19 protein-coding genes are annotated in these 21770 nt (G+C 64.8%); 7 read left to right on the plus strand and 12 right to left on the minus strand.

Annotation, left to right across the window (positions count from 1 at the left end):
- Nucleotides 1-2: 2 nt before the first annotated feature.
- The 5 genes from G6N38_RS04545 to G6N38_RS04565 all read right to left on the minus strand — a co-directional run bounded on the left by G6N38_RS04545 (nt 3) and on the right by G6N38_RS04565 (nt 4593).
- Entirely contained in the window at nt 3-1007 is a 1005-nt protein-coding gene (locus G6N38_RS04545) for an MlaD family protein (protein WP_163746445.1), read from the minus strand.
- Complete coding sequence (locus G6N38_RS04550) at nt 1004-2116, minus strand: MlaD family protein (protein ID WP_163746446.1); 1113 nt, start codon at nt 2114-2116, stop codon at nt 1004-1006. The genes G6N38_RS04545 and G6N38_RS04550 overlap by 4 nt, the downstream gene beginning before the upstream one ends.
- A 4-nt stretch (nt 2117-2120) precedes the next feature.
- Nucleotides 2121-2936 (minus strand): MlaE family ABC transporter permease, encoded by an 816-nt coding sequence (locus tag G6N38_RS04555; RefSeq protein ID WP_246227952.1) that lies wholly within the window; start codon nt 2934-2936, stop codon nt 2121-2123.
- A 53-nt stretch (nt 2937-2989) separates the two neighbouring features.
- Nucleotides 2990-3892 carry an MlaE family ABC transporter permease gene (locus G6N38_RS04560; RefSeq protein WP_407662931.1) on the minus strand — a complete coding sequence of 301 codons (903 nt, stop codon included), beginning with the start codon at nt 3890-3892 and terminating at the stop codon, nt 2990-2992.
- 161 nt (nt 3893-4053) lie between these two features.
- The gene (locus G6N38_RS04565) at nt 4054-4593 is read right to left on the minus strand and encodes a hypothetical protein (protein WP_163751803.1); all 540 of its coding nucleotides are present in this window, start codon (nt 4591-4593) and stop codon (nt 4054-4056) included.
- Nucleotides 4594-4851: 258 nt separating this feature from the next.
- Between G6N38_RS04565 and G6N38_RS04570 the strand changes: the two genes are divergently transcribed.
- The 3 genes from G6N38_RS04570 to G6N38_RS04580 all read left to right on the plus strand — a co-directional run bounded on the left by G6N38_RS04570 (nt 4852) and on the right by G6N38_RS04580 (nt 6568).
- A complete protein-coding gene (locus G6N38_RS04570; RefSeq protein WP_163746448.1) occupies nt 4852-5328 on the plus strand; it encodes a hypothetical protein in 477 nt (158 codons plus the stop codon).
- A 193-nt stretch (nt 5329-5521) separates the two neighbouring features.
- Nucleotides 5522-6067, plus strand: a complete 546-nt coding sequence (locus tag G6N38_RS04575; protein ID WP_163746449.1) for a hypothetical protein — start codon at nt 5522-5524, stop codon at nt 6065-6067.
- Nucleotides 6068-6568, plus strand: coding sequence for a hypothetical protein (locus tag G6N38_RS04580; protein ID WP_163746450.1), 501 nt, complete (start codon nt 6068-6070; stop codon nt 6566-6568).
- Nucleotides 6569-6600: 32 nt separating this feature from the next.
- On the opposite strand, the gene G6N38_RS04585 is transcribed toward G6N38_RS04580, so the two are convergent.
- Entirely contained in the window at nt 6601-8181 is a 1581-nt protein-coding gene (locus G6N38_RS04585; protein ID WP_163746451.1) for a phytoene desaturase family protein, read from the minus strand.
- Nucleotides 8182-8515: 334 nt separating this feature from the next.
- Here G6N38_RS04585 and G6N38_RS04590 point away from each other — a divergent pair, with 334 nt between their 5' ends.
- The gene (locus G6N38_RS04590; RefSeq protein WP_163746452.1) at nt 8516-9655 is read left to right on the plus strand and encodes an acyl-CoA dehydrogenase family protein; all 1140 of its coding nucleotides are present in this window, start codon (nt 8516-8518) and stop codon (nt 9653-9655) included.
- 86 nt (nt 9656-9741) lie between these two features.
- On the opposite strand, the gene G6N38_RS04595 is transcribed toward G6N38_RS04590, so the two are convergent.
- From G6N38_RS04595 to G6N38_RS04620, 6 genes are all read right to left on the minus strand, one after another.
- Nucleotides 9742-10557, minus strand: a complete 816-nt coding sequence (locus G6N38_RS04595; protein ID WP_163746453.1) for an SDR family NAD(P)-dependent oxidoreductase — start codon at nt 10555-10557, stop codon at nt 9742-9744.
- Nucleotides 10554-11015, minus strand: a complete 462-nt coding sequence (locus tag G6N38_RS04600; RefSeq protein ID WP_163746454.1) for an SRPBCC family protein — start codon at nt 11013-11015, stop codon at nt 10554-10556. Before G6N38_RS04600 ends, G6N38_RS04595 begins: the two co-directional genes overlap by 4 nt.
- On the minus strand, nt 11012-12532 hold the full coding sequence (locus G6N38_RS04605) for an aldehyde dehydrogenase family protein (RefSeq protein ID WP_163746455.1): 1521 nt from the start codon (nt 12530-12532) through the stop codon (nt 11012-11014). Before G6N38_RS04605 ends, G6N38_RS04600 begins: the two co-directional genes overlap by 4 nt.
- Entirely contained in the window at nt 12529-14331 is a 1803-nt protein-coding gene (locus G6N38_RS04610; protein WP_163746456.1) for an AMP-dependent synthetase/ligase, read from the minus strand. Before G6N38_RS04610 ends, G6N38_RS04605 begins: the two co-directional genes overlap by 4 nt.
- Entirely contained in the window at nt 14331-15893 is a 1563-nt protein-coding gene (locus G6N38_RS04615) for a flavin-containing monooxygenase (protein ID WP_197748117.1), read from the minus strand. The genes G6N38_RS04610 and G6N38_RS04615 overlap by 1 nt, the downstream gene beginning before the upstream one ends.
- 90 nt (nt 15894-15983) lie before the next feature.
- Nucleotides 15984-17108 (minus strand): oxygenase MpaB family protein, encoded by a 1125-nt coding sequence (locus tag G6N38_RS04620; protein ID WP_163746457.1) that lies wholly within the window; start codon nt 17106-17108, stop codon nt 15984-15986.
- Between the two features lie 302 nt (nt 17109-17410).
- Between G6N38_RS04620 and G6N38_RS04625 the strand changes: the two genes are divergently transcribed.
- The 3 genes from G6N38_RS04625 to G6N38_RS04635 all read left to right on the plus strand — a co-directional run bounded on the left by G6N38_RS04625 (nt 17411) and on the right by G6N38_RS04635 (nt 21582).
- On the plus strand, nt 17411-18061 hold the full coding sequence (locus G6N38_RS04625; protein WP_163746458.1) for a TetR/AcrR family transcriptional regulator: 651 nt from the start codon (nt 17411-17413) through the stop codon (nt 18059-18061).
- Between the two features lie 136 nt (nt 18062-18197).
- Nucleotides 18198-19409, plus strand: a complete 1212-nt coding sequence (locus G6N38_RS04630; RefSeq protein ID WP_163746459.1) for an acetyl-CoA C-acetyltransferase — start codon at nt 18198-18200, stop codon at nt 19407-19409.
- 22 nt (nt 19410-19431) lie between these two features.
- Complete coding sequence (locus G6N38_RS04635) at nt 19432-21582, plus strand: 3-hydroxyacyl-CoA dehydrogenase NAD-binding domain-containing protein (RefSeq protein ID WP_163746460.1); 2151 nt, start codon at nt 19432-19434, stop codon at nt 21580-21582.
- Nucleotides 21583-21770 lie beyond the last annotated feature (188 nt).

Genomic DNA, 21770 nt, shown 5'->3' on the forward strand with positions numbered 1-21770 from the left:
CTTCATTGCTTGCACAACACCACCTTTTGACCGTTGATCAGCACGTCGACCGGCAACGGCAGCTCCGCACGCCCTTGCGAGCACGCCAGCGGCGTGCCCTCCTGGGCCGGCGGTGGAATGTTGTCCCAGACGACCGGCACCATCTTGACCGCGTCCATGACGTCGTCGAAGTTGGTGATGGCCTTGTCGATTGCCTTGTCGACATCGATTCCGGGCTTCAGTCCGGCATTGTCCAGTAGCTGACCGACGGATCGGGTGAAGTCGGGGCCGTAGATCTGCGACTTACGGAATTCGTCCAGGACGGACAGCGAGGCGTCGATCGGCTTGTTGACCAACTCGACGACGTGGATGAAATCCCTACTGTGACCGGACATCGCAGTGGCCACCGACTGGAGGTTCTTCAATAGCGTGGCCACCACCTGCTGCCGGTCGGCCAGGAAGCGGGTCAGCGTGTTGACGCTCTCCAGAACGGGTCCCAGGCCGCTGCCGTCACCCGACAGGAAGTTGTCGACGTTGGCCGTGAACACATTGAGGTCCTCGGGACTCAGCGTGGCCAGGACGGGTTGTAAACCGTTGAAGAGCCGCGTGATGTCGAACGACGGCTGGGTCATCGATGTCGGGATATGGCTGTCGGTCAGCGTGGCGGGGGTGGCGCCCTCAGCTGGATTCTGGACGTCGACGTAGCGGAGCCCGGTCAGTGCCTGATATTTGACGGCCAGCCGGGTGTCGGAGCCAATGCGGAAGTTGGTGTCGAGCGTGAGCGCGACCTCGGCGACGCTCTGCCCGCCCCGCCGCTGCAGCTCGATGGATTCCACCTTGCCCACCCGCACACCACGAACGCGTACGTCGGCACCGCTGCGTAATCCCGACACATCGGTGAAGTCCGCGGTGTATCCCTTGAGCTTGGCGTCGACGGGCTGGCTGATCACATTGATCACCAGGATGATCAGCAAGGTCGCGATCACCCCGGAAATTGCCAGGCGCCACAGTGCCGCAACGGGTTTCATCGCGGGCCGCTTTCCTGGGACGGCAGAACGGAATTATCCGATGCGGGCACCTGCTGACCTGCCGCCGCCGGCGCGTCCGACACTGGCGCGGCGCCCATCGCGTCGATCGGCGCGGCCACCCCCGGGATGCTGTCGAGGATCAGGCGGACGTTGACGGCGCGACGGTCGGGCGGCCCGGAGAACAGGCGCTCCAGCCGAGTCCGCAACTCGACTGCGGTGGAGGCGATCTCATCGGAAGGAATAACCCCCGGCGCGACGTCGGCAAGCACCTTGATCATGTTGGTCAGGGGTGCCAGATCTTCGCTGTGACTGCCAACGAGCTTGCCCGCTGCCCCGAACAGATCGGTGGCCGCCAGTTGGATAGATGGAGAGTAGGTGTTGTTCCAGTAGTCCTCAGACACGCCGTCCAGCCCACCGTGCAAATACCGATCACCGGTTTTCATCGCCGCGTCAACAAACCCGGGGAAGGCTAGGCTGATTCCGGTCGCGTTGGCCATCAGCGTTGCGGTACTGACGTTTTGAACCTTGGCCAGCGAATTCGCCACGACCATCATCGTCTCCAGCAGTGGGTCCAGTCCGTCGACGTAGGTGGTGGTCCGGTCGATGACGTCGATGAGCTTGGGCGTGAGCACGCCGTGCGAGATCTCGCCCAGCCTGGCCAACAGCGCCTGCAGAGTGAAGTTCCCCGCCGGGGCCGTGGCGATGACGGCACCGTCGGCCAACGGAGCCCCGCCGACGCCGGGTCGGAGGTTGATGCCGGTGACTCCGAAGTAGTTCGCCGGCCGGAAATCGATACTCATCGCATCAGTCAGGCCATCGATGGGAGCACGTTGCAGGTCGGCGTCCAGCCGGACACCCCGCCCCGGCATGCTCGTCACCTTGGTCACCTCACCGACCTTGACCCCATGAACCATCAGTTCGGTGCCCTGCTGGACGCCCTCTCCGACATACGGCGACTCGATCGTGACGTTGATCAGGTCCGCGGGACGGCGGTGAAAGGGGTCGGCGACGATCAGGGCGGATGCCACGGCCACAGAGGTGATTACCGCCATCCCGACCAGGGTCAGGGTCCGCGCCTCCGACGCCTCCGACGATTTGTGGAACAGCATGCGCCTAACCCTTGAACACGAAGACCGGTTGGAGGCCCCACAGGGCGATTGTCAGAATGACGTCGAGCACCATGATCGCCACCAGACTTGCGCGCACGGCACGACCAGACGCCTGGCCGACTCCGACCGGTCCACCCGAGGTGAAATAGCCGTAGTAGCAATGGATCAGAGTGACGGCGGCACAGAATATCGCGGCCTTGACCAGCGAATAGACAATGTCGCCGAATGGCAGGAACTGGACGAAATAGTGGTCGTAGGTTCCGCCCGGCTGGTCATGCAGGATCCGGATCACCGTGCTGGATACATAGAAGCTGGTAACCAGGGTCAGCAGATAGCCTGGGATGACGCAGATCATCGAACCGACGAGCCGGGTGCCAACCACGAACGGAATGGGTCGCAGGCCGATGACTTCCACGGCATCGATCTCCTCGGCGATCCGCATCGAGCCGATCTCCGCTGTCATGCGACAACCGGCCTGTGACGCGAACGCGATACCGGCTACCAGTGGCGCCATCTCGCGTACGTTGGCCAGCCCGCCGACGATTCCGGACAAAGCTCCGAACCCGATGAGGTTGAGGGTCGCGTAGGCCTCCACCGCGACGGTGCCGCCGATCGCCAAGCCGAGGATCACCAGGACGCTGACAACGCCACCGTCGACGATGAGAGAGCCTCGGCCCCAAGCCAAGTCGTTCATAGCGTGCAGTGTCTGGCGCCGGTACCGCCGGACCGTCACCGGCAGCAGCCACAAGGTCTGACAGACGAAGACGACGAACTGTCCACTCTGCAAGAACGCTGCTTGAACCGGGCGCGCGGAGGCGATCCGGGCGACGAAGGGATGCAGGCCAGAGGATGGCCGGCCCACCGATACCGCGGTCACGACACCTCCATCGGGAAGAACATCGTCTGCAACTGGGTCAACGCGAGATTGATGATCGCGATGAAGACGACATTGAGGACCACCGAGGAGTTGACCGCGTCGGCGACACCACGCGGACCGCCCTTGGCTTCCATCCCCCGCAGACAGGAGATCACCGCAACCACGCCCGCGAAGATCAGCGATTTACCAAGGGTGAACCAGACATCCGTCACCGATGCGAAGGTGCCGAATGACTGCCAGAAGCTGCCCGTGGTCACCCCGCTGACGCCGACCGCGATGGTGAACGACGCGGCGACCGCCGACGCGATGATGATCGAGCACAGCATCGGGGCGATGATCAGCAATGCCAGGAAGCGGGGAACTACGAGGGATCGCACGGGATCGATACCCAGGACGCGTAAGGCGTCCAATTCTTCGCGAATCGCGCGCGCGCCGAGGTCCGATGCGATCGCCGAGGCAGCGGCGCCGCCCATCAGCAGCCCCGCGGTGACGGGCGCCCCCTGGCGCACCACTCCCACCCCGCTGGCGGCACCGACGAGCGAACTGGCTCCCACCTGGTTGACCAGCCCGGCGGTCTGGATCGACACGATCGCGCCAATCGGGATCGCCATCAGCAACGCCGGAGTGGCCGTCACCTTCAGCAAACCCCATGCCTGCACCAACATCTCGCCGCCGGGGAGACGCAGCCGCACCCCATCGACGATCGAGTAGCGGAGCACCGAAATCGCCAGAGCGACACCACGGCCGATGGTTCCCACACTGCGTACCGGGACCGACAACAGATGAGCCACCACACGTCTGAACAGCGCGGCAGGGCCCGTTCGTCGAGGCCGATCACGCCCGTCGGCGCGCACCGGAGAGACGGCGGGCGGCGGGGCCGCTACGCCTACTTCTGTCACACCGGTACCGCTACGCAACATCAACTCGCTTCTGAACCGCATTTCCAGGATGCATGGCGAACATCGTCCTTTCGTGCGGATGCTGCATTGCGACGTATGATTCCTACACACGTTACTGACTTGTTGTCAATCATCGGCGCCGCGCCGATCCGGGCCGGGGGTCAGTCGCAGACGTGGGAGTGGCCGATGCGGCTGCCCCAGCGCTTCGCACGCTGCAGTGACGGTCCGACGAACCACGCCGGCTGTCGCCCATGGATCCCGGCGCTCACATTGGACAGGTGCTGCCAGAGCCGGAAGAAGCTTTCACCCTGGTAGAGCGGGAAAAAGTCGTCGCCAAGGTAGTCCTGGGTCAACGTCAGGGCCTGCGCACGTGGCGCAAGGTAGGCCTCCGACTGGTCGATGTTGGCCGTCACTGCGTCGGCAATAGCCTGATTGTTCTCGACGGTGTAGTCCCCGTTGCTCCTCGTCAGATTGGTGTTGAACCGGTCAATCTGCTTGATGAGGGCGTCGTACTGGGCGTTGTACCACTGGCACATCTCGCGCTCGGCATTGATATCGCCGTCGGTCACCTGATTGCGGCTGGCGTCGAAGGGGTACGGAAACTTGGGCTGCCAGTTGCTCGGGCCCGCGACGATCACCGGCAATGGTGGCGCAATGTCGTCCACAAGCGGATCGGCATTCGACGGACCCGGCGCCGCCATACCGAAACAGATCAAACCCACAATCACCAAGCCGAACAGGCGCTTTCGACGCATCTTCTGCCTCACATCCGTCGTCGTAACAGCAGTACCCGCGGCGGTTGGGCAACAACGGCCGACTGCCACCATCGCAGGTTCGGTGCGTGTTTCACAGTCCGCGCATCCGCTGAATGTATTTTCTACGCGTACTGTCGCGCAACGGCGATGTTGCTATACGGTGTGCGAATCATCCGTCGGCCCGATCTTTGCGAGGTGTAGTACGTGCTGTTCCCACGGATCTGGACAACAGCCGCCGCAGCGACTCTCGCGTCCACGCTTTTGGCCGCGCCGCCGGCACTCCCCCAGGTCAAGGCCGACCCATCGACCACCCTGGCACAGGGCGTGGCTGCCGCCCGGACCACGTCCAATTGCCCTCCCTTACAGCAGAATTCGCTAGTCGAGCGCAGTGCCTCGATGGCCAACCAGGCAACGGCCGCCTACATCAGCCATCGCAGTGCCGCGGTGCCCTTCACCGATCCTCTGCCCGCCCTGGCGGCAATCGGCTATACCGGCAGCAAGGGCATGGTGTTGGCCGGGCACGGCGCCACGGACGCCGAGGCCGTGCAAGCGTTGCTTCTGCAGTATCAGGCATTTAAGCCAGACTGCGCATACTCGCAGTTCGGAACCGACCTGGGGCGCGCTGACGACGGCGCCGCGCTCGCGGCAGTCGTTCTCACGGTTCCAGTCGGACACCCGTAGCCGTGGTGGCATCAGCGATCCGCAATTAACGGCCATGATCAGCTGATCCACAAACCACGCATCGGTTTACCAGTGAATTTCTACGCATCTTTGACATCACCGGCCTTCAGCGGCTATTCTTCCAAGAGTGTCGGCCGTCACAGCTTGGCGACGATCGGCCTTTCCGATGCCGCACTGGAGGAGTTACGTCACAGTGACGAATAATCGGAGTATTCGCGTTCCCATGGTGCAGGCCCGAATTGGCCTCCTCGCGGTCGCGGTCGCGCTTGCGCTCGTCGCTCTCGTTTCGCTGATATCGACTCCGCCGCTTGGCCGGGCGGACACCTCCTCACCCAACTATCCGCAACTGCGTTATTTCACCGAGATCGATTCGGCCCCCTATGCCATGTCGAACCCACCGGGTGCCTCATTGCCGGATCAACCCGGTTACTGGTTCGTCACTGCGCAGGGCATCGACTGTGGCATCTGGTTCCGCGGGAGTTTCGGCTGCACTGGGCCGATTCCGGGCGCCCCCCAGGGCGTAGACAAGATTGGCTGGATCACCGGTGACACCCGCGTCCACTACGACTGGACCCTCGCGATCCGGTTTCCACCGACTCGAGGATCGGCCACCATCCCACCGCTGTCCTACATCAGCGTGGACGGCACCACATGCGGGACAACCCTTGACCTGAGTACCTATTGCGAACGAGGTCCGTTCCGCTTCATGATCAGCCCCACGCACACCTGGCTCAACTAGATGGCATCCACCCAGCAACGAGTGGTCGTCGGCCTGCTTACCGTGCTTGGTTTGGCGGTCACTGCTCCCCCAGTCAGTGCCCAAGCCGCCGTCTACCCCGACATCGACAACTACACCGCCGTCAACAACGAGATCTACCGGGTGCCTGACGAGGAAGGTGTCTGGCTGACGACACCGTTGGGAATCCATTGCGCCATCGATGATTCCGGCAGTTACGGATGTTCCGGCGCACTTCCCGGTGGCGCCGCGGGCGACAATGAGGTCGCGTGGTTCGTCGGCGATCCTTACCCGAGGCTATACGCCACCGCGCAGCCGCGGTTCGTCTCCGGCGCCGGTCAGTCCATCCTGAATGGCGAGCACGTCATCGACTACCACGGCGCGCGCTGTGCTGTCACCCGCGAGTCCGGAATCTACTGCGTCCACGGCGACGACCCGAACAGTCAGCTGATGGTGACGTCGGCCCGCGTCTTGCGCGGACCGGACGCCACACCGAGCAGCTGAGGCTCGGCTCCGCTGGCCACCAGTGGCCGACGTCAGTGCTTGATGTCCTTGAGAACCGCGGCTGCGCAGTGCTTTCCGGGGAGCCCGGAGACTCCCCCACCGGGGTGCGTACTAGCCGAACCCAGATACAGTCCGTCGATGGCAGTACGGTAACCACCAGCTCCCGCGGCCGGCCGCATCGGACCGAGTCGGGTCGGCGCGTTGTCGATGTGATAGATGCAGCCATTCTCCGCACCGGTACGCACGGCGAGATCCTGTGCCGTCTCCACGAAGGTTCCGATCGTCATCGCGGAGAATTCGGGCGCGAACTGCTCGACCTTGTCGACCAGGCGGCGCTCGGCCTCACCGCGCCACTTGTCCCATCCACCAACGGGATCCACCGGAGCGGGCCCATACAACTGAACGACATCCTGCCCGGCCGGCGCTTGGCTCTGGTCGATTGCCGACAGAATCCCCAGGCAGAAGACCGCCCGATCCGGCACCTCGCCGCGTGCCGACTGTTCGCCCGCGGCGACGACTTCCTCCAGGGTGCCCGCGTACAGAGCCGGCCGCCGCAAGTCGAGGCCGTCGGTGCGGTGCGGTTGATGACCGGGGAGCTCGAGCCTGCCGGACAGCGCGGCGTTGACGGTGAAGGTCCCAAGGCCGGTGGCGTTGGCGGGCGCCTGGCGGATGCGGCTGGCAATGTCGATCGGCAGGGCATCTCCCACCAGGTCCGGAACGCGCTGTGCAGGACATGCAGCGATGACCGCGCGACCGGCACGGATGACCGAACCGTCGGCGAGTTCCACCACACCGCCACGGCCACCCATACGAATGGCCGCAACCTCGCTGTCGAGCCGCACCTGCCCGCCGTGTGCGAGCAAGCAGCGCTGCAGAGCTGCGACAAGTCCGCCCATTCCACCGACGGGACGGACTGCGCCCTGATGATGGATCATCGACGGTGCGAGCAATGCGATGGCGCTGCCGTCCACGGTGAGCGGAGCCAGGATCGAACCGGTACCCGCGAAAATGCCGCGCACCGCTTCAGACTCGAAGAGCCCGTCGATTCCGTCGGCCGCCGTCGTCGTCAGCGAGGACGCCAACAACGACCGCACCCGCCGACCGCCGGCGAGCGCCCGCAGCACGGCCCGGATGGTGGCCCGACTGGGCCGGCTCGGATTCGACAAGCCGTACTGATCCTGGATCTTGAGGATCTTGATACCCGCGTCGGTGAGCTCGGCGTAGGTCTGAGCATCCTTGGCCGAGAACCGTCGAATGTCGGCGACGGTCTTGCCGAGATCGGCTTGCAGCGCCAGGGATTCGCCGGAGTCTCCGAGCCACGCCCACCCCGCGGCGTCGAGATCGCGGTGGCCGTAACGGTCGAGTTGGAGTTCACGACCCACGCCGCCGGCACGGAAGTACACGTTCTCCCAAGCCCCTGGGCTCAAGATGTGCTCGGGGGCCGCATCGACGAACGGTCGGGAGGCGGCCATGCCGCCGAGCCAGGAACGCTGTTCGAGTACCAGCACGCGCAGACCCGCACGGGCCAAGTAGCAGGCCGTCACGAGCCCGTTGTGTCCACCGCCGACGATGACGATGTCGTGTTGCTCAGTTGCGTTCTCAACACTGGTCACGGCGCTGGGCTCCTCGTGGTGACGGTGACGCGAAAGGACGGTCACGGCAGATGAAACCTGACAACAGGACTACACACCGGGGAAGCCGCCGTGGCATAGACAACCCTAGATCGACTATCAGTAGACAGTCAATTATGCGTAGCTAGATGAGTGATTTACTCTGCATAGATCGGTATAACGCTCGTTTGCGCCGGCAGTCCACACACTCCCAGTCCGTGGATCAGTGAAGATCTGCCCACAGCCGTTGCACGAGCGGGCTTCCCGACCGACCGACCCCGAAAGGACCGCCGTGACCTCAACACTTAGCCGTCCCACCTCTCCGTCATCGTCCTGGATGACCGACGACGTCGCCGCGGTGGCCGAACTGGCCCGAGACTTCTTCACCCACCACGTGATTCCGACGGCCGAGCAATCGGTCCGCGACGGGCGTCCGGCCCGCGAGCTCTACCGCAAGGCCGGCGAGATGGGCCTGCTGTGCATGTCGATTCCCGAGGAGTACGGCGGCGGTGGCGGAACATTCGCGCACGAGGCCGCGCTGGTGACCGAGCAGACGCGGGTGGGCGATTCCTCGATGCACCTGGGTGTGCACTCGATCATCGTTCCGCACTACATCCTGGCCTACGGTAGCGAGGCGCAGAAGCAGCGTTACCTGCCGCGCTTAGCCTCGGGTGAGTGGATTTCGGCGATCGCCATGACCGAGCCGGGCGCCGGGTCTGACTTGCAGGCCATGACCACCAAGGCCGTGAAATGCGATGGTGGCTATTCGATCACCGGAACCAAGTGCTTCATCTCCAATGGATTGAACGCCGATGTGGTGGTGCTGGCCGCCAAGACCGATCCCGGAGCCCGCGGTGCCGGGATCTCGTTGTTCATCGTCGACGTGACCGAGGCGGCAGCCGGCAGCGCGCCTGCGGGCTTCTCCCGTGGCGCGGCACTGCACAAGATCGGGCAGCAGGGCCAGGACACCGCCGAGCTGTACTTCGAGGACTTCGTGGTCCCAGAGGACGCTGTCCTCGGCGAGCTGAACACCGGTTTCAAACAGCTCAAGACCCAGCTCGCTGCCGAGCGAGTCATCCTCGGCGTGGGAGCAGTCGCGGCGATGGAGCGCGCGGTGGCCCTGACCACCGAATACACCAAGCAGCGCAATATTTTCGGTGCACCCATGCTGGCCATGCAGAACACTCGCTTCGAACTGGCTGAGTGCGCAACGCTGGCCAAGGTGTCCCGGGTCTTCATCGACGACTGCATCACCGCCCTCATCGCAGGGGAGCTCGACGCCACCACAGCTGCGATGGCGAAGTACTGGCTTGCCGAACAGCAGTGTGTGGTCGTCGACCGGTGCCTGCAGCTCTTCGGCGGATACGGCTACAGCCTGGAATACCCCATCGCTCAGATGTACGCCGACGCGCGCATCCAGAAGATCTATGCCGGCGCCAACGAAGTCATGAAGGAATTGATCGCCCGGACCCTGTAATACCCGGGTGACGCTCGGGTTCACGCAGGACGATAACGCCTGCACCGTTTACCTGTCGGGGGGCGGTGCAGGCGTTATCTTTTGCCTCAGTACATCGGCGGCGGCTCGCCACCGCCGTCTACGACGATCCGCTGCCCGGTGATGTACTCACCGCCGGGACCAGCGAGAAAGACCACGAGCCGGGCGATGTCACCGGGTTTGCAGATGCGGCCAAAGGGTGCGTTCAGCTCGGTCTGTTCGATGGTGCCACCGTCCGAGCCGGCGCGAACCAGCTTGGCGCCCATATCCGTATCGACCAGACCCGGCGAGATGATGTTGACCCGGATCCCGTTGTCACGCTCCTCGCGTGCCAGTACCCGACACGCCGTCTCCATCGCGGCCTTGGCCATCGCGTAGGGCGCCGTGTTGGCCAGGCACGCGTCGACGATAGCGCTGGAGATGACGACGATGTCGGCACGGTCCTTCGCCCGCATGGCCGGCAGCAGAGCGCGGATCAGCTCCAACGGCCCCAACGCGTGCACGGCAAGTAGCTGATGGAACTCCTCGGGGTTGCTGTCGGCGATCGTTCTCCCGCGGCTGGCCACACCGGCGTTACTCACCAGAAGGTCGACCTCGCCGAGATTCGTGGCGATGGACTCGGCCGCGGCTCGCCATGAATCACCGTCGGCGGCCGAGGCATACACCGAAATAGCCTGTCCCCCAGCTAATTCAATGTCCGATACCACCTGGGCCGCGGAATCCGGGGAATTCATGTATGTCACGGCAACCTTCGCTCCGGCTGCCGCGAGTTCGCGAGCAACTCCGGCGCCCACCCCGCGTGAACCTCCGGTCACCAGTGCGACCCGGCCCCGCAGCGGTGCGTCCCTGGCAGTTCTCACGGCGGTGTCGGCCACCTCGCTCATACCCGTGCTCCTTGTGCTCGACGTTCGGCGGTCGCCACCAGCCGCTGCAATAGCCCGGAGATGGTGGTTCGAAGCATGGCCCGCAGCACGGGTGCCATGGCAGGGCGCTTCGGGGTGAAGGCGATTCGCCACTCCACTTCGACTCCGCCGTCGGGACTTTCGGCGATGGTCACCGACCCGAGGTAGTGGGAGAACACCGCGGGGCTGATCACCGTGTAGGTGTGGCCGCCGGCATCGCGGGTCAGGATCAGCTCGCGGATGAACACCGGCCAGGCACCAAGCCTGCGCACCGCGCCGACCCCACCCGGCTGACCTTCACCCCAACGTTCCCACTGCGCCTGCAACAGCAACGGACGCGCCCAACTGGGCCAGTTGTCCACATCATCGAGGACATCCATCACCGTCGCCGCGTCGGCCTGGCAGTGCGCGACGAAGGCAAATGTTCCCTGCACGGTCACGCTGAGCGCCGTCCTGTCCTGCCGAAGCGTAGGTTGGTCATCTTTCGCAAGGCCCACACCGTGACTCGCGGCCGAAAGAGCAGCATGCCGTTGAGCCCGGGGAGGTCGTAGAGCTTGGTGGACACCGACTTGGTCCGGCTGAATGTCCGCAGTCCTTCGTCGCCATGGATGCGGCCGAAGCCGCTTTCTCCGACACCGCCGAACGGCAGGGCCGGAATGCTGACGAACGCGATGACCGAATTGATCGACACCATCCCGCACCTGAGCGCGGCGGCTATGCGCCGGCCCTCGGACCGGGAGAACACCGCCGCACCAAGACCGAACGATGTTCCGTTGGCGAGCCGGATCGCGTCGTCGACACTCGACACCGTCTTCACGGTGACCATGGGCCCGAAGGTCTCCTCCTGGACTGCCCGGCTCGACTCGTCGGCGTCAACGAGCAGGATCGGCTCGCCGAACTGGCCGCGGACCCGCTCGACGCCGCCCAACGGCGCGCCGGCACCACTCTCGATGGCCGCCCGGACTTGTTCGCGCATGGTCTCGGCCTGTCCCGCCAGCATCATCGGCCCGTAGGTGCTGCCCTTATCTGTGCCGACCTGGACGCGCGCCAGCCGACGTTTCAGGGCCGCAATGAACGGGGCGGACACATCGCGGTGTACGTAGATGCGCTCAACGCCCACACAGGTCTGTCCCGCGTTGCTGAACCCGCCCCAGGCGGCCGCGTCGGCCGCATCCTCGACATCGGCGTCGGGAGCCACGATCAGCGCGTCCTTACCGCCGCACTCCATCACGGCCGGAGTCAGGGTCTGCGCGCACGCCTGCAGGATCAGCCGTCCTGTCCGCGGTGAGCCGGTGAACGCCACCTTGTCGACGGGCGCGGCGATGAGACCAGCACCTGCCGCGGCATATCCGGTAGCCAGGGCCAGGATGTCGGCCGGCAGGCCGGGATTGGCGCGGGCGAAGGCGGCCACCAGCGCGGCGCCGACAGCCGTGGTGTGTTCACTCGGCTTGAGCACCACGGCATTTCCAGCCGCCAATGCGGAGGCGATCGGCGCCACCGGTGCGAACAGCGGATAATTCCACGGGCTGATCACTCCGACCACCCCGAAGGGTTCCTGGTCGATCACGCCGGCATAGTTGGCCATCAAGACGGTGGGGCGGATGCGACGGGTTCGCAAGACTCGCTTGGCGTTGCGGGCCGCCCAGCGGATGTGCTCGACGGCGATCACCAATTCCAGGTAGGCGTCGGCGGCGGGCTTTCCGCTTTCCCGGTGGATCAGGCTGACCAGCTCATCGGAGTGGTCGACGATATCGGATGCCCACGCCTGCAAGTACATACGGCGCTGGGCGAATCCCAGCCGGCTCCAGATGACTGTCGCCGATCTGGCGCGCCGCACCACATCGGCGACGGCGGCGGCATCCATCGCGGGGTAAGTGTCGATCACCTCACCGGTGGCGATGTCGCGAGACTCCAGCCGGGCGAGCGCTGTGGGTGCGGTGTCGAGCGTGGAGCTCATCGGGCTGCCGCCGCGGATGTGTAGAGCGCGTCGATATCGTCGCTGTACTTCTGGCTGATCACGTGTCGCTTGAGCTTCAGAGTCGGGGTCAGCTCTTCGCTGTCGGGTACCCAGAAGCGGGGCAGGACAACGTGAGTCTTGATCTGCTCGACTCTGGCGAGCTGCGTGTTCGCCCGATCGATGGCCTCAGCCACCACCGCGCGAACGACGTCGGTATCCACCAATTGCTCCGGTTCTGACGCGGACAGTCCGTGCTGAGCCGCGAAGTGGGCGAGTTCGTCAGGGTCCAGCACCACCAGGGCGGTCAGGAAGGGTCGGGCATCCCCAACTGCCATCACCGATCCGATCAACGGGCTCTGCGCCTTGATCGCCGCCTCGACCTTCGCCGGGGAGATGTTCTTGCCGGCAGAGTTGACGATGATCTCCTTCTTGCGGCCGATCAGTGACAGGTAGCCCTGGTCGTCGATGACACCGAGATCGCCTGTGCGCAAACGCCCGTCGGGGGTGAACGCCGCCGCCGTTGCGGCCGGATCGCCCCGGTAACCACGCATGGTGATCGGTCCCCGTACCAGCACCTCACCGTCGTCGGCCAGGGTGACCTCGACCCCGCGCAACGGTCTGCCCACGGTGTCGACCTTTTGCGCACCCGGCGCGTTGACCGTCGCCGCGGAACTCAGTTCGGACATCCCCCACACCTCGACGATCTCGAGACCGAGGCCGCAGAGGTATTCGTGAACGTGCGGTGCTGTCGGTGCGGCCCCGACCATCAGCCACCGGATTCGCCCGAGGCCGATAGCGGTGCGCAGGCCGGCGAGGATCGGCTCCACGCCCGCGCGTTGTTCGGCCAGAGCTTCCGGGATCCGGCCTCCGGTCAACCGGGCGTCGTTGCACGCCTTGGCATAGCGCTGTCCGATATCGACCGCGGCGGCAACCATGGTCCGCTTGTGCGTATCGGGCTCGGCATCCAGCCGCGTGCGCAGGGCGGCCACCATCTTCTCCAGGATCCGCGGCACGGTTCCCCAGATGTCGGGCTGGATCGTCACCAGGTGGGCGCCCATGGTGGACAGGTCGGCGATGCAGATGACCTCCAATCCCAGGGCCATCCCGGTGTAGTGGGTGCCCCACCGTTGGGCGGCATGCGCCATCGGCAACGCCGACGGTACCTGGTCGCCGGACCGGAACTCGAGAACCTCGGCCACGAGGAATGTTTCGGCGACGATTGCCCGATGGGTGAGCTCGACCGCCTTGGGCTTCCCGGTCGTGCCGGAGGTGTAGATGAGCGTCAGGACGTCATCCGGTTCGACGGCTTGCCACTGGGCCTCGAAATCGAAGCCGTCCGGGCGGGCAAGGTCGTCGAGGCACTCGGTGCCGGTAACGCCACGTTCGGTGCAGAGCACATCGATCGACGGTGCCGCTTCGACGATCCGCGCGGCGAAGCCACGCTCACACACTGCGATCCGCGCGCCTGAGCTCTCGACGATGTGGGCGATATCGCGTGCTGGTGAGGTGTTGTAGATCGAGCATGCGACCGCGCCGAGGTGCATCACCGCGGCATCGACGATGTGGAACACCGGCCTGTTCTCGAACATCAAGGCCACGACGTCGTGGCGTCGGACACCACGCTCGTACAACGCCGCAGCGACATCAGCTACGGCGGAGCGATATTCGGCGTAGGTGTAGTGGGTGTCGCCTTCGGCGGAACGCAACGCGGTCTGCTCGGGGATGCTGCGCACGGTGCGACCGAACGCCTCGCACAACGTGGCAGGCCAGTCCAGCTCACCTGGCTCGTGGGTTGCCATCAGCGGGTCGCCTTCGCGGTCGCGTGCACGGATTTCGCCGAGGCGGGGATCCGCTGCGGGAGGGTGTCACCATCGAACTCCGACGGGTTGAAGTGCCGGGTGGCCCGGGCGTAGGCCAGGTGCGAAGCGGGCCACATCGCCGTTACTTTGCCCTGTTCGTTGGTGTACCAGCCTGGGCAGTTGTCGGTGAATACAGTGCGATCCAGCTTGCTCTCCAACCAGCCTTGGAAGCACTGGTAGGTGGTGGGACTGACTTCCAGCCGCGAAAGATGGTGTCGATCCTTGTACTCGACGGCCTGCCGGATATAGGAAGCCTGCCGCTCCAGCAGGAACACGATGGTGTTGGTGATGCTGTTGGTATTCGGCCCGAAGAGCATGAACATGTTCGGGAAGCTCGGCACGGTCATGCCCAGGTATGCCGCGGGCCCGCCGGCCCATTGTTGGTGAAGGTCAACGCCACCTCGGCCGGTAATGGTGATCGGCGCAAGGAACTCGCTGGCTTTGAAACCGGTGCACCACACGATCACATCGGCGTCGATATGCCCTCCGTCGGTGGTGACGACACCCGTCTGATCGACCCTCTCGACCGCCGCACCCACCAGGTGGACATCGTCGCGACCGATCGTGGGATACCAATCGTTGGACAGCAGCAGCCGGTTGCACAGCAACCGGTAATCGGGGATCGCGGCCTTGACCTCGGCCGGATCCTTGACATGGCGCTTCAGCCGCCAGATCAGATACCACTGCGACAGCCGGCGCACCGGCTCGGCCGCGCGGGTCACCAGGGGGTAGCGCACTTCGTATGCGAGGAACAGCGCGATGTGGTGCAGCGTGCGCAGCCATCCGAAACGGCGCATCAAGGCGGTCTGCAGGCGCCCCGGGACCCGACGGCTCTTCCACATCACCCAGTTCGGTGAGCGCTGGACGATCGTCAAGTCGGCTACCCGGTCGGCAATGGCGGGCACCACCTGAATGGCACTGGCGCCGCTGCCGACGACGACGACCTTCTTGCCGGTCAGGTCGACGTCGTGATCCCACTCTGCCGAATGGAACGACGCCCCGGCAAAGGTGTCGAGCCCGTCGACGTTGGGTAGTTTGGGCCGGCTGAGCTGGCCGGTCGCCAGGATCAGTACGTCGGCGGTCGTCACGGTCCCGTCCACCGTGCCGACTTTCCAGGTCGCGGTCGGCTCGTCGAACTCGGCGGAGGCGACCTCGGAATTGAATCGGATCAGCGGTTCGATGCCGAACTCGACGGCGACGTCGGCGAGGTACCGGTGAATCTCGGGCTGGGCGCCGAACAGGGCCGACCAATCCGGTTTCAGCGCATAGGAATACGAGTAGATGGGCGATGGAACGTCGCAGGCCGCGCCCGGATAGGTGTTGTCCCGCCACACACCCCCCACTGAGGAGGCACGCTCGAAGATCGTGATGTCCTCGATGCCGGCTCGCTTCAGTTCGATGGCGGCCGCCAGTCCCCCGAACCCGCTTCCGACGATGATCACCGAGGTGTCGCTGCGAGAGGACCGGCCCAAGACATGGCGCATCGCCGACGAGACGTTCACCTATGAACCTGCTTTCTTGTGAAACTGACTGCTAACAGCCACGTGCCGGAGCTGCGGCGGTGCGCACCCCCGGCACGTGGCGGTAGTCGATCAGGATGAAGCGGACGCCGTCGCGCTCAGCAGCACTGGCGTCGGCGCCGGAGTGGACGCATCCTGGTTGAGCTCGCGCTCCACACCGAGGTAGTACTCCGCGGTGGATCCAGGCCAGTTGCGCAGCAGATCGTCGTGCTGGAACAAGCACGGTGTCGCTTCGGGGACTTCGAATTTCGCCACCCGGGTGCGCCCACCAGGAGCGGTCTCGGCGGCCAAGCCACGGGTGTAGATCGCCGCGAAACGCTCTCCGAGGAACTTCTCGAAGAAGGCCTGGCCCTTCTCCCCTGTGAACCACTTCGACAGCAGCCGCATCGCGGCTTCGGTGGCACGGCGCGACCCGAGCTTGGGACGGCGGTTGATCGAGATGAGCTCACGCTCCTCCCAGGACATGGTCAACATCGCCATGTCGGAGAAGGAGCGCAGGACGAACATTGCCGCCTGCCGCACTCCGGCCGGCAGGTCACCAATCGCCGTGCCGCGCGGATACACGCCGTTCGCGAAGGGCGACAGGACTTCTCGGGCCTGCAAGCCGGTCGCGAAGCGATTGCGCGCCTGTGCAATGAAGTCGACGAGGCCACCATAGGTGTCCGGAAGGTGAGCGGGATTGACGCCGAGCAGCGCGGCGGGCACCTTCTGCTCCCGGCAGAACTGATCCCGCTGGGCGCTGGTGAGCTCGCCATAGAGCAGTTCATAGGCGGCCAGGAAGGACGCCGACAGCATCGCCTGGGTCAGAACGAGTTCGTATTCGGCGTTCGCCTGGTAGGGCAGCTGTGTCAACGGCTCCATGCCGACGATCGTGTTGTGCCTGCGGCGGACGATATCGCTGACGAACTCAGCCTCGTCCGGAGTGCCGTAGGTGGCCCCGTAGGTGTACCAGGCGACGTGTTTGAATCGTGCGACGGGATCATCGTTGAAGCTGTCGTGGTCGACTGCCGCGGCGGCAAATGCAGGATGCAGGGTCAACAGCATCGCTTCGCGCAGCAGGCCGATGATGAAGACCGTCGGGTCCTTCATCACCCGCCAGCTCACCGAACCGGGTCCGAGCGCCCAGGTGATGTCCCCGGCCTCCGCGCTTGCACCGGTCGCCGAGTTGGCGGTTGATGTCACGGCTGCAATTCCCATGGCCTAAACCCTTTCTGCACCTGTCCGACTGGCCCGCTGACCAAACGTTGTGGGCCACTGTCGCGGCCCGATACGTCTGCCGATCGGACCCCCCTCGTAGCCGATCGACGGAGTAACACGCATATTATTTGCCCGAAGGCGGCTCGGTCAACAATTTGCGCATTATCTGCTCGTTTTTACATCGCAGGCATCGGATCGGGACTCCATGTCGCTCGGGTATGCGAGCATGAGCTAAGGCTTAACCAGGCGTGTCGCCAGCCCTCGAGGCCGCGCCCCGACGGCACCGGAGAAGAACGGCCCCCATGCAACCGACCGATACGGCAGCCGAACGCCTGCCACCCCGGCGGCGACGCATCGGTTCAGAACGCCGCCGCGAACAAATCCTGATGATCGCGGCGCGCCACTTCGAATGTCGGCCCTACAGCGAGGTATCCACCGGTGCGATCGCCGATGAATCCGGAGTCGGCCGCCCCCTCATCCACTACTACTTCGGCACGAAACGTGAGCTCTACCTCGAGGTGGTCCGCCGCCTGGCACTCGTCCCACCGAATGTCCCCTCAACAGTGGTGGAGGGCATACCCGACGATGCGCTCGAAGAGCGCATCCGGGTCAGCATCGACTACTGGTTGTCAGTCACCGCGCGCCACAAGGCCATGTGGACATCGACGATCAGTCTCGACGCAGGCGACCGAGACTTGCAGGCCATCCTCGAACAAGCCGATCAGGTGGCCGCCGATCGCATGCTCGAGGCACTACGCCTTGACGGCCACCCCCAGCGCGCCCGGCTGCACACCCTGTTGCTCGCATTCGGCGGGTTGACCCGTGCCGCCGGGCGGCAATGGTTGGTGCACAACACCTTGTCACGCGAAGACGTCTTCCTGCTGCTGACTCAGACCGTGCTCACCATCATCCGCGACGTCCTGCCGCAGCTCGACGGGGCTCAGCGACCATAGTCGGGCGTTATACGCATAGTTGCGATTAATCGCGCTCCTAGTTTAAATACGCATAGCTTTATGCCATCCATGCTGGGCACATTACTGTCCATGGCGGCGAGGGCGGAGCCGCTCGATTCAACTCAGAAAGGTGACCATGTCCGAAGAAGCCTTCATCTACGAGGCGATCCGAACACCGCGCGGTAAGCAGCGCGGCGGCTCGTTGACCGAGGTCAAGCCCATCAACCTAGTCGTTGGCCTGATCAACGAAATGCGGATCCGCTTCCCTGATCTGGACGAGAAGCTGATCAGCGACGTGATCCTGGGCTGTGTGTCGCCGGTCGGCGATCAGGGCGGCGATATCGCCCGTACCGCGGTCCTGCTCGCGGCCATGCCCGACACCACGGGCGGGTTCCAGCTCAACCGGTTCTGTGGATCGGGCTTGGAAGCGGTCAACTTGGCCGCGCAGAAGGTGCGATCGGGCTGGGACGACCTGGTGCTGGCCGGCGGCGTCGAGTCGATGAGCCGGGTACCGATGGGCTCCGACGGTGGCGCCTGGGCCGCTGACCCGGAGACCAACTATGCGGTGTCGTTCGTCCCGCAGGGCATCGGCGCAGACTTGATCGCCACCATGGAGGGTTTCTCCCGGGAGGATGTCGACGGCTACGCACTGCGCAGCCAGGAGAAGGCTGCCGCAGCATGGTCAGGCGGCTACTTCGCGAAATCCGTTGTTCCCGTGCGTGACCAAAACGGCACACTGGTACTGGATCACGACGAGCACATGCGGCCTGGCACCACGATGGAGGATCTGGCCAAGCTCAAGCCGGCATTCGAGGGAGTCGGCGCGATGGGTGGTTTCGACGATGTGGCGCTGCAGAAGTACCACGCCGTCGAGAAGATCAACCATGTGCACACCGGCGGTAACAGCTCGGGCATCGTCGACGGCGCCGCGCTGGTGCTCATCGGCTCCGAAGCGGCCGGCGCATCACAGGGTCTGACCCCGCGCGCGCGCGTGGCGGCTACCGCCACCAGCGGTGCCGACGGGACCATCATGCTCACCGGCCCGACACCGGCTACCCGCAAGGTGCTCGACCGCGCCGGGCTCACCGTCGATGACATCGACCTGTTCGAGATCAACGAGGCGTTCGCCTCAGTGGTGCTGAAGTTCCAGAAGGATCTGGGCATCCCGGACGAGAAGCTCAACGTCAACGGTGGTGCCATCGCGATGGGCCACCCGCTGGGCGCCACCGGCGCCATGATCATCGGAACCATGGTCGACGAACTGGAGCGCCGCGGCGCCCGGCGTGCCCTGCTCACGCTGTGCATCGGCGGCGGCATGGGCGTGGCCACCATCATCGAGCGCGTCTAGGACGAGGTAGGAAGACCGAAAAATGGCTGTAGAGAACACCATCCAATGGGACAAGGATGCCGACGGCATCGTCACCCTGACGTTGGACGATCCCACCGGGTCGGCCAACGTCATGAACGAGCACTACCAAGCGTCCATGCACAATGCGGTGGATCGCCTTGCCGCCGAGAAGGATTCGGTCACCGGCGTGGTGATAACCAGCGCGAAGAAGACCTTCTTCGCCGGAGGTGACCTCAAGGCGATTCAGCAGGTCACGCCGGAGACTGCGGACCAGTTCTTCGCCACCGCGGAGTACATCAAGGCCGACCTGCGCAAGTTGGAGACGCTGGGCGTCCCGGTCGTCGCCGCCATCAACGGCGCCGCACTCGGCGGCGGCCTGGAGATCACGCTGGCATGTCATCACCGCATCGCAGCCGACGTCAAGGGTGTGCAGATCGGCCTGCCCGAGGTCACTTTGGGCCTGCTGCCCGGCGGCGGCGGTGTCGCGCGCACGGTGCGGATGTTCGGCGTCCAGAAAGCCTTCATGGAGGTCCTGAGCCAGGGCACCCGGTTCAAGCCGGCCAAGGCGGTCGAAATCGGGCTTATCGACGAAGTGGTCGGCACCGTCGAGGAACTGGTGCCCGCTGCCAAGGCTTGGATCAAGGCCAACCCCGACGCTTTCGAGCAGCCGTGGGACAAGAAGGGCTACAAGATGCCCGGCGGCACTCCGTCCAGCCCGGCGCTGGCCGCGATCCTGCCATCGTTCCCGGCGCTGCTGCGCAAGCAGCTCAAGGGCGCGCCGATGCCGGCCCCGCGAGCCATCCTGGCCGCCGCGGTCGAGGGTGCCCAGGTCGACCTCGACACCGCCAGCCGCATCGAGAGCCGTTATCTGACGCAGTTGGCGGCCGGCCAGATCTCCAGCAACATGATCCAGGCCTTCTTCTTCGATATGCAGGCCATCAACGGCGGTGGCTCTCGCCCGGAGGGCATCGCGAAGCAGGAGATCCGCAAAATCGGTGTGCTGGGCGCGGGCATGATGGGCGCCGGCATCGCCTACGTCTCGGCGAAAGCCGGCTTCGACGTGGTACTCAAGGATGTCAGCATCGAAGCCGCCGAAATGGGCAAGAACTACTCGGAGAAGATCGAGGCCAAGGCACTCGAGCGGGGCCGCACCACCCAGGAGCGCAGTGACACGCTCCTCGCCCGCATCACGCCAACCGCCGATCCGCAGGGCCTTCAGGGCGTCGACTTCGTCATCGAGGCCGTCTTCGAGAACCAGGACCTCAAGCACAAGGTCTTCGGCGAGATCGAGGACATCGTCGAACCGAACGCGCTGCTGGGTTCGAACACCTCGACGCTGCCCATCACCGGGCTGGCGTCCGGGGTCAAGCGCCAAGAGGATTTCATCGGTATCCACTTCTTCTCGCCGGTCGACAAGATGCCACTGGTGGAGATCATCCGGGGTGAGAAGACCTCCGACGAGGCGCTGGCCCGGGTGTTCGATTACACGCTGGCCATCGGCAAGACCCCGATCGTGGTCAACGACAGCCGCGGGTTCTTCACCAGCCGGGTCATCGGCACCTTCGTCAACGAGGCCATGGCGATGCTCGGCGAGGGTGAAGCCCCCGCCAGTATCGAACAGGCGGGTAAGCAGGCCGGCTACCCGGCGCCGCCGCTGCAGCTACTCGATGAGCTCAATCTCGATCTGTTGCAGAAGGTTTCGATCGCCAATGAGCGCGGATCCCAGGAGGCGGGGCGTACCTACGTCAAGCACCCCGGCGAGTACGTCGTCGATCAGATGATCGAGATCGGCCGGCCCTCCCGCCTCAAGGGTGCCGGGTTCTACTCCTACGTCGACGGCAAACGCGTCGGGCTGTGGGAGGGCCTGGCCGAGACCTTCAAGTCCGGCACCGCCGATATTCCGATGCAGGACATGATTGACCGCATGCTGTTCGCCGAGGCACTGGAAACCCAGAAGTGCATCGACGAGGCGGTCCTCACCACGACTGCCGATGCCAACATCGGCTCGATACTCGGCATCGGGTATCCCGCGTGGACCGGCGGCAGCGCGCAGTTCATCGTCGGCTACTCCGGTCCGCTGGGCACCGGCAAGGCAGCGTTCGTGGCTCGAGCCAAAGAGCTGGCCGCCAAGTACGGCGACCGCTTCCTGCCCCCGGCGTCGCTGGAGGCCTGATCCCCCTGGCAATGCTCTCCGCGAGTTCTGAACTCGCGGAGAGCATTGCCGGTGCCGCGGCAGAAGGGCAGTTCGATGCACGCCAGAGGTATAACGTCGCGGTTGGCCTGGAGCACGGGTATCGCCGGCGCCGGGTTCGCCGCGAAGGCAGCGCTGACCGCATGGTGTGATCGGCGTGGGGTCGATCC

Origin of the sequence: Mycolicibacterium helvum (assembly GCF_010731895.1) — a bacterium.
GTDB lineage: Bacteria > Actinomycetota > Actinomycetes > Mycobacteriales > Mycobacteriaceae > Mycobacterium > Mycobacterium helvum.

Excerpts from the sequence above, each read along its gene's own strand:
- G6N38_RS04590 (WP_163746452.1), top strand. The coding sequence starts at position 8,516 with ATGACCGACGACGTCGCCGCGGTGGCCGAACTGGCCCGAGACTTCTTC.
- G6N38_RS04550 (WP_163746446.1), bottom strand. The coding sequence starts at position 2,116 with ATGCTGTTCCACAAATCGTCGGAGGCGTCGGAGGCGCGGACCCTGACC.
- G6N38_RS04625 (WP_163746458.1), top strand. The coding sequence starts at position 17,411 with ATGCAACCGACCGATACGGCAGCCGAACGCCTGCCACCCCGGCGGCGA.
- G6N38_RS04580 (WP_163746450.1), top strand. The coding sequence starts at position 6,068 with ATGGCATCCACCCAGCAACGAGTGGTCGTCGGCCTGCTTACCGTGCTT.
- G6N38_RS04595 (WP_163746453.1), bottom strand. The coding sequence starts at position 10,557 with ATGAGCGAGGTGGCCGACACCGCCGTGAGAACTGCCAGGGACGCACCG.
- G6N38_RS04545 (WP_163746445.1), bottom strand. The coding sequence starts at position 1,007 with ATGAAACCCGTTGCGGCACTGTGGCGCCTGGCAATTTCCGGGGTGATC.
- G6N38_RS04605 (WP_163746455.1), bottom strand. The coding sequence starts at position 12,532 with ATGAGCTCCACGCTCGACACCGCACCCACAGCGCTCGCCCGGCTGGAG.
- G6N38_RS04630 (WP_163746459.1), top strand. The coding sequence starts at position 18,198 with ATGTCCGAAGAAGCCTTCATCTACGAGGCGATCCGAACACCGCGCGGT.
- G6N38_RS04565 (WP_163751803.1), bottom strand. The coding sequence starts at position 4,593 with ATGGCGGCGCCGGGTCCGTCGAATGCCGATCCGCTTGTGGACGACATT.
- G6N38_RS04620 (WP_163746457.1), bottom strand. The coding sequence starts at position 17,108 with ATGGGAATTGCAGCCGTGACATCAACCGCCAACTCGGCGACCGGTGCA.
- G6N38_RS04635 (WP_163746460.1), top strand. The coding sequence starts at position 19,432 with ATGGCTGTAGAGAACACCATCCAATGGGACAAGGATGCCGACGGCATC.
- G6N38_RS04610 (WP_163746456.1), bottom strand. The coding sequence starts at position 14,331 with ATGGCAACCCACGAGCCAGGTGAGCTGGACTGGCCTGCCACGTTGTGC.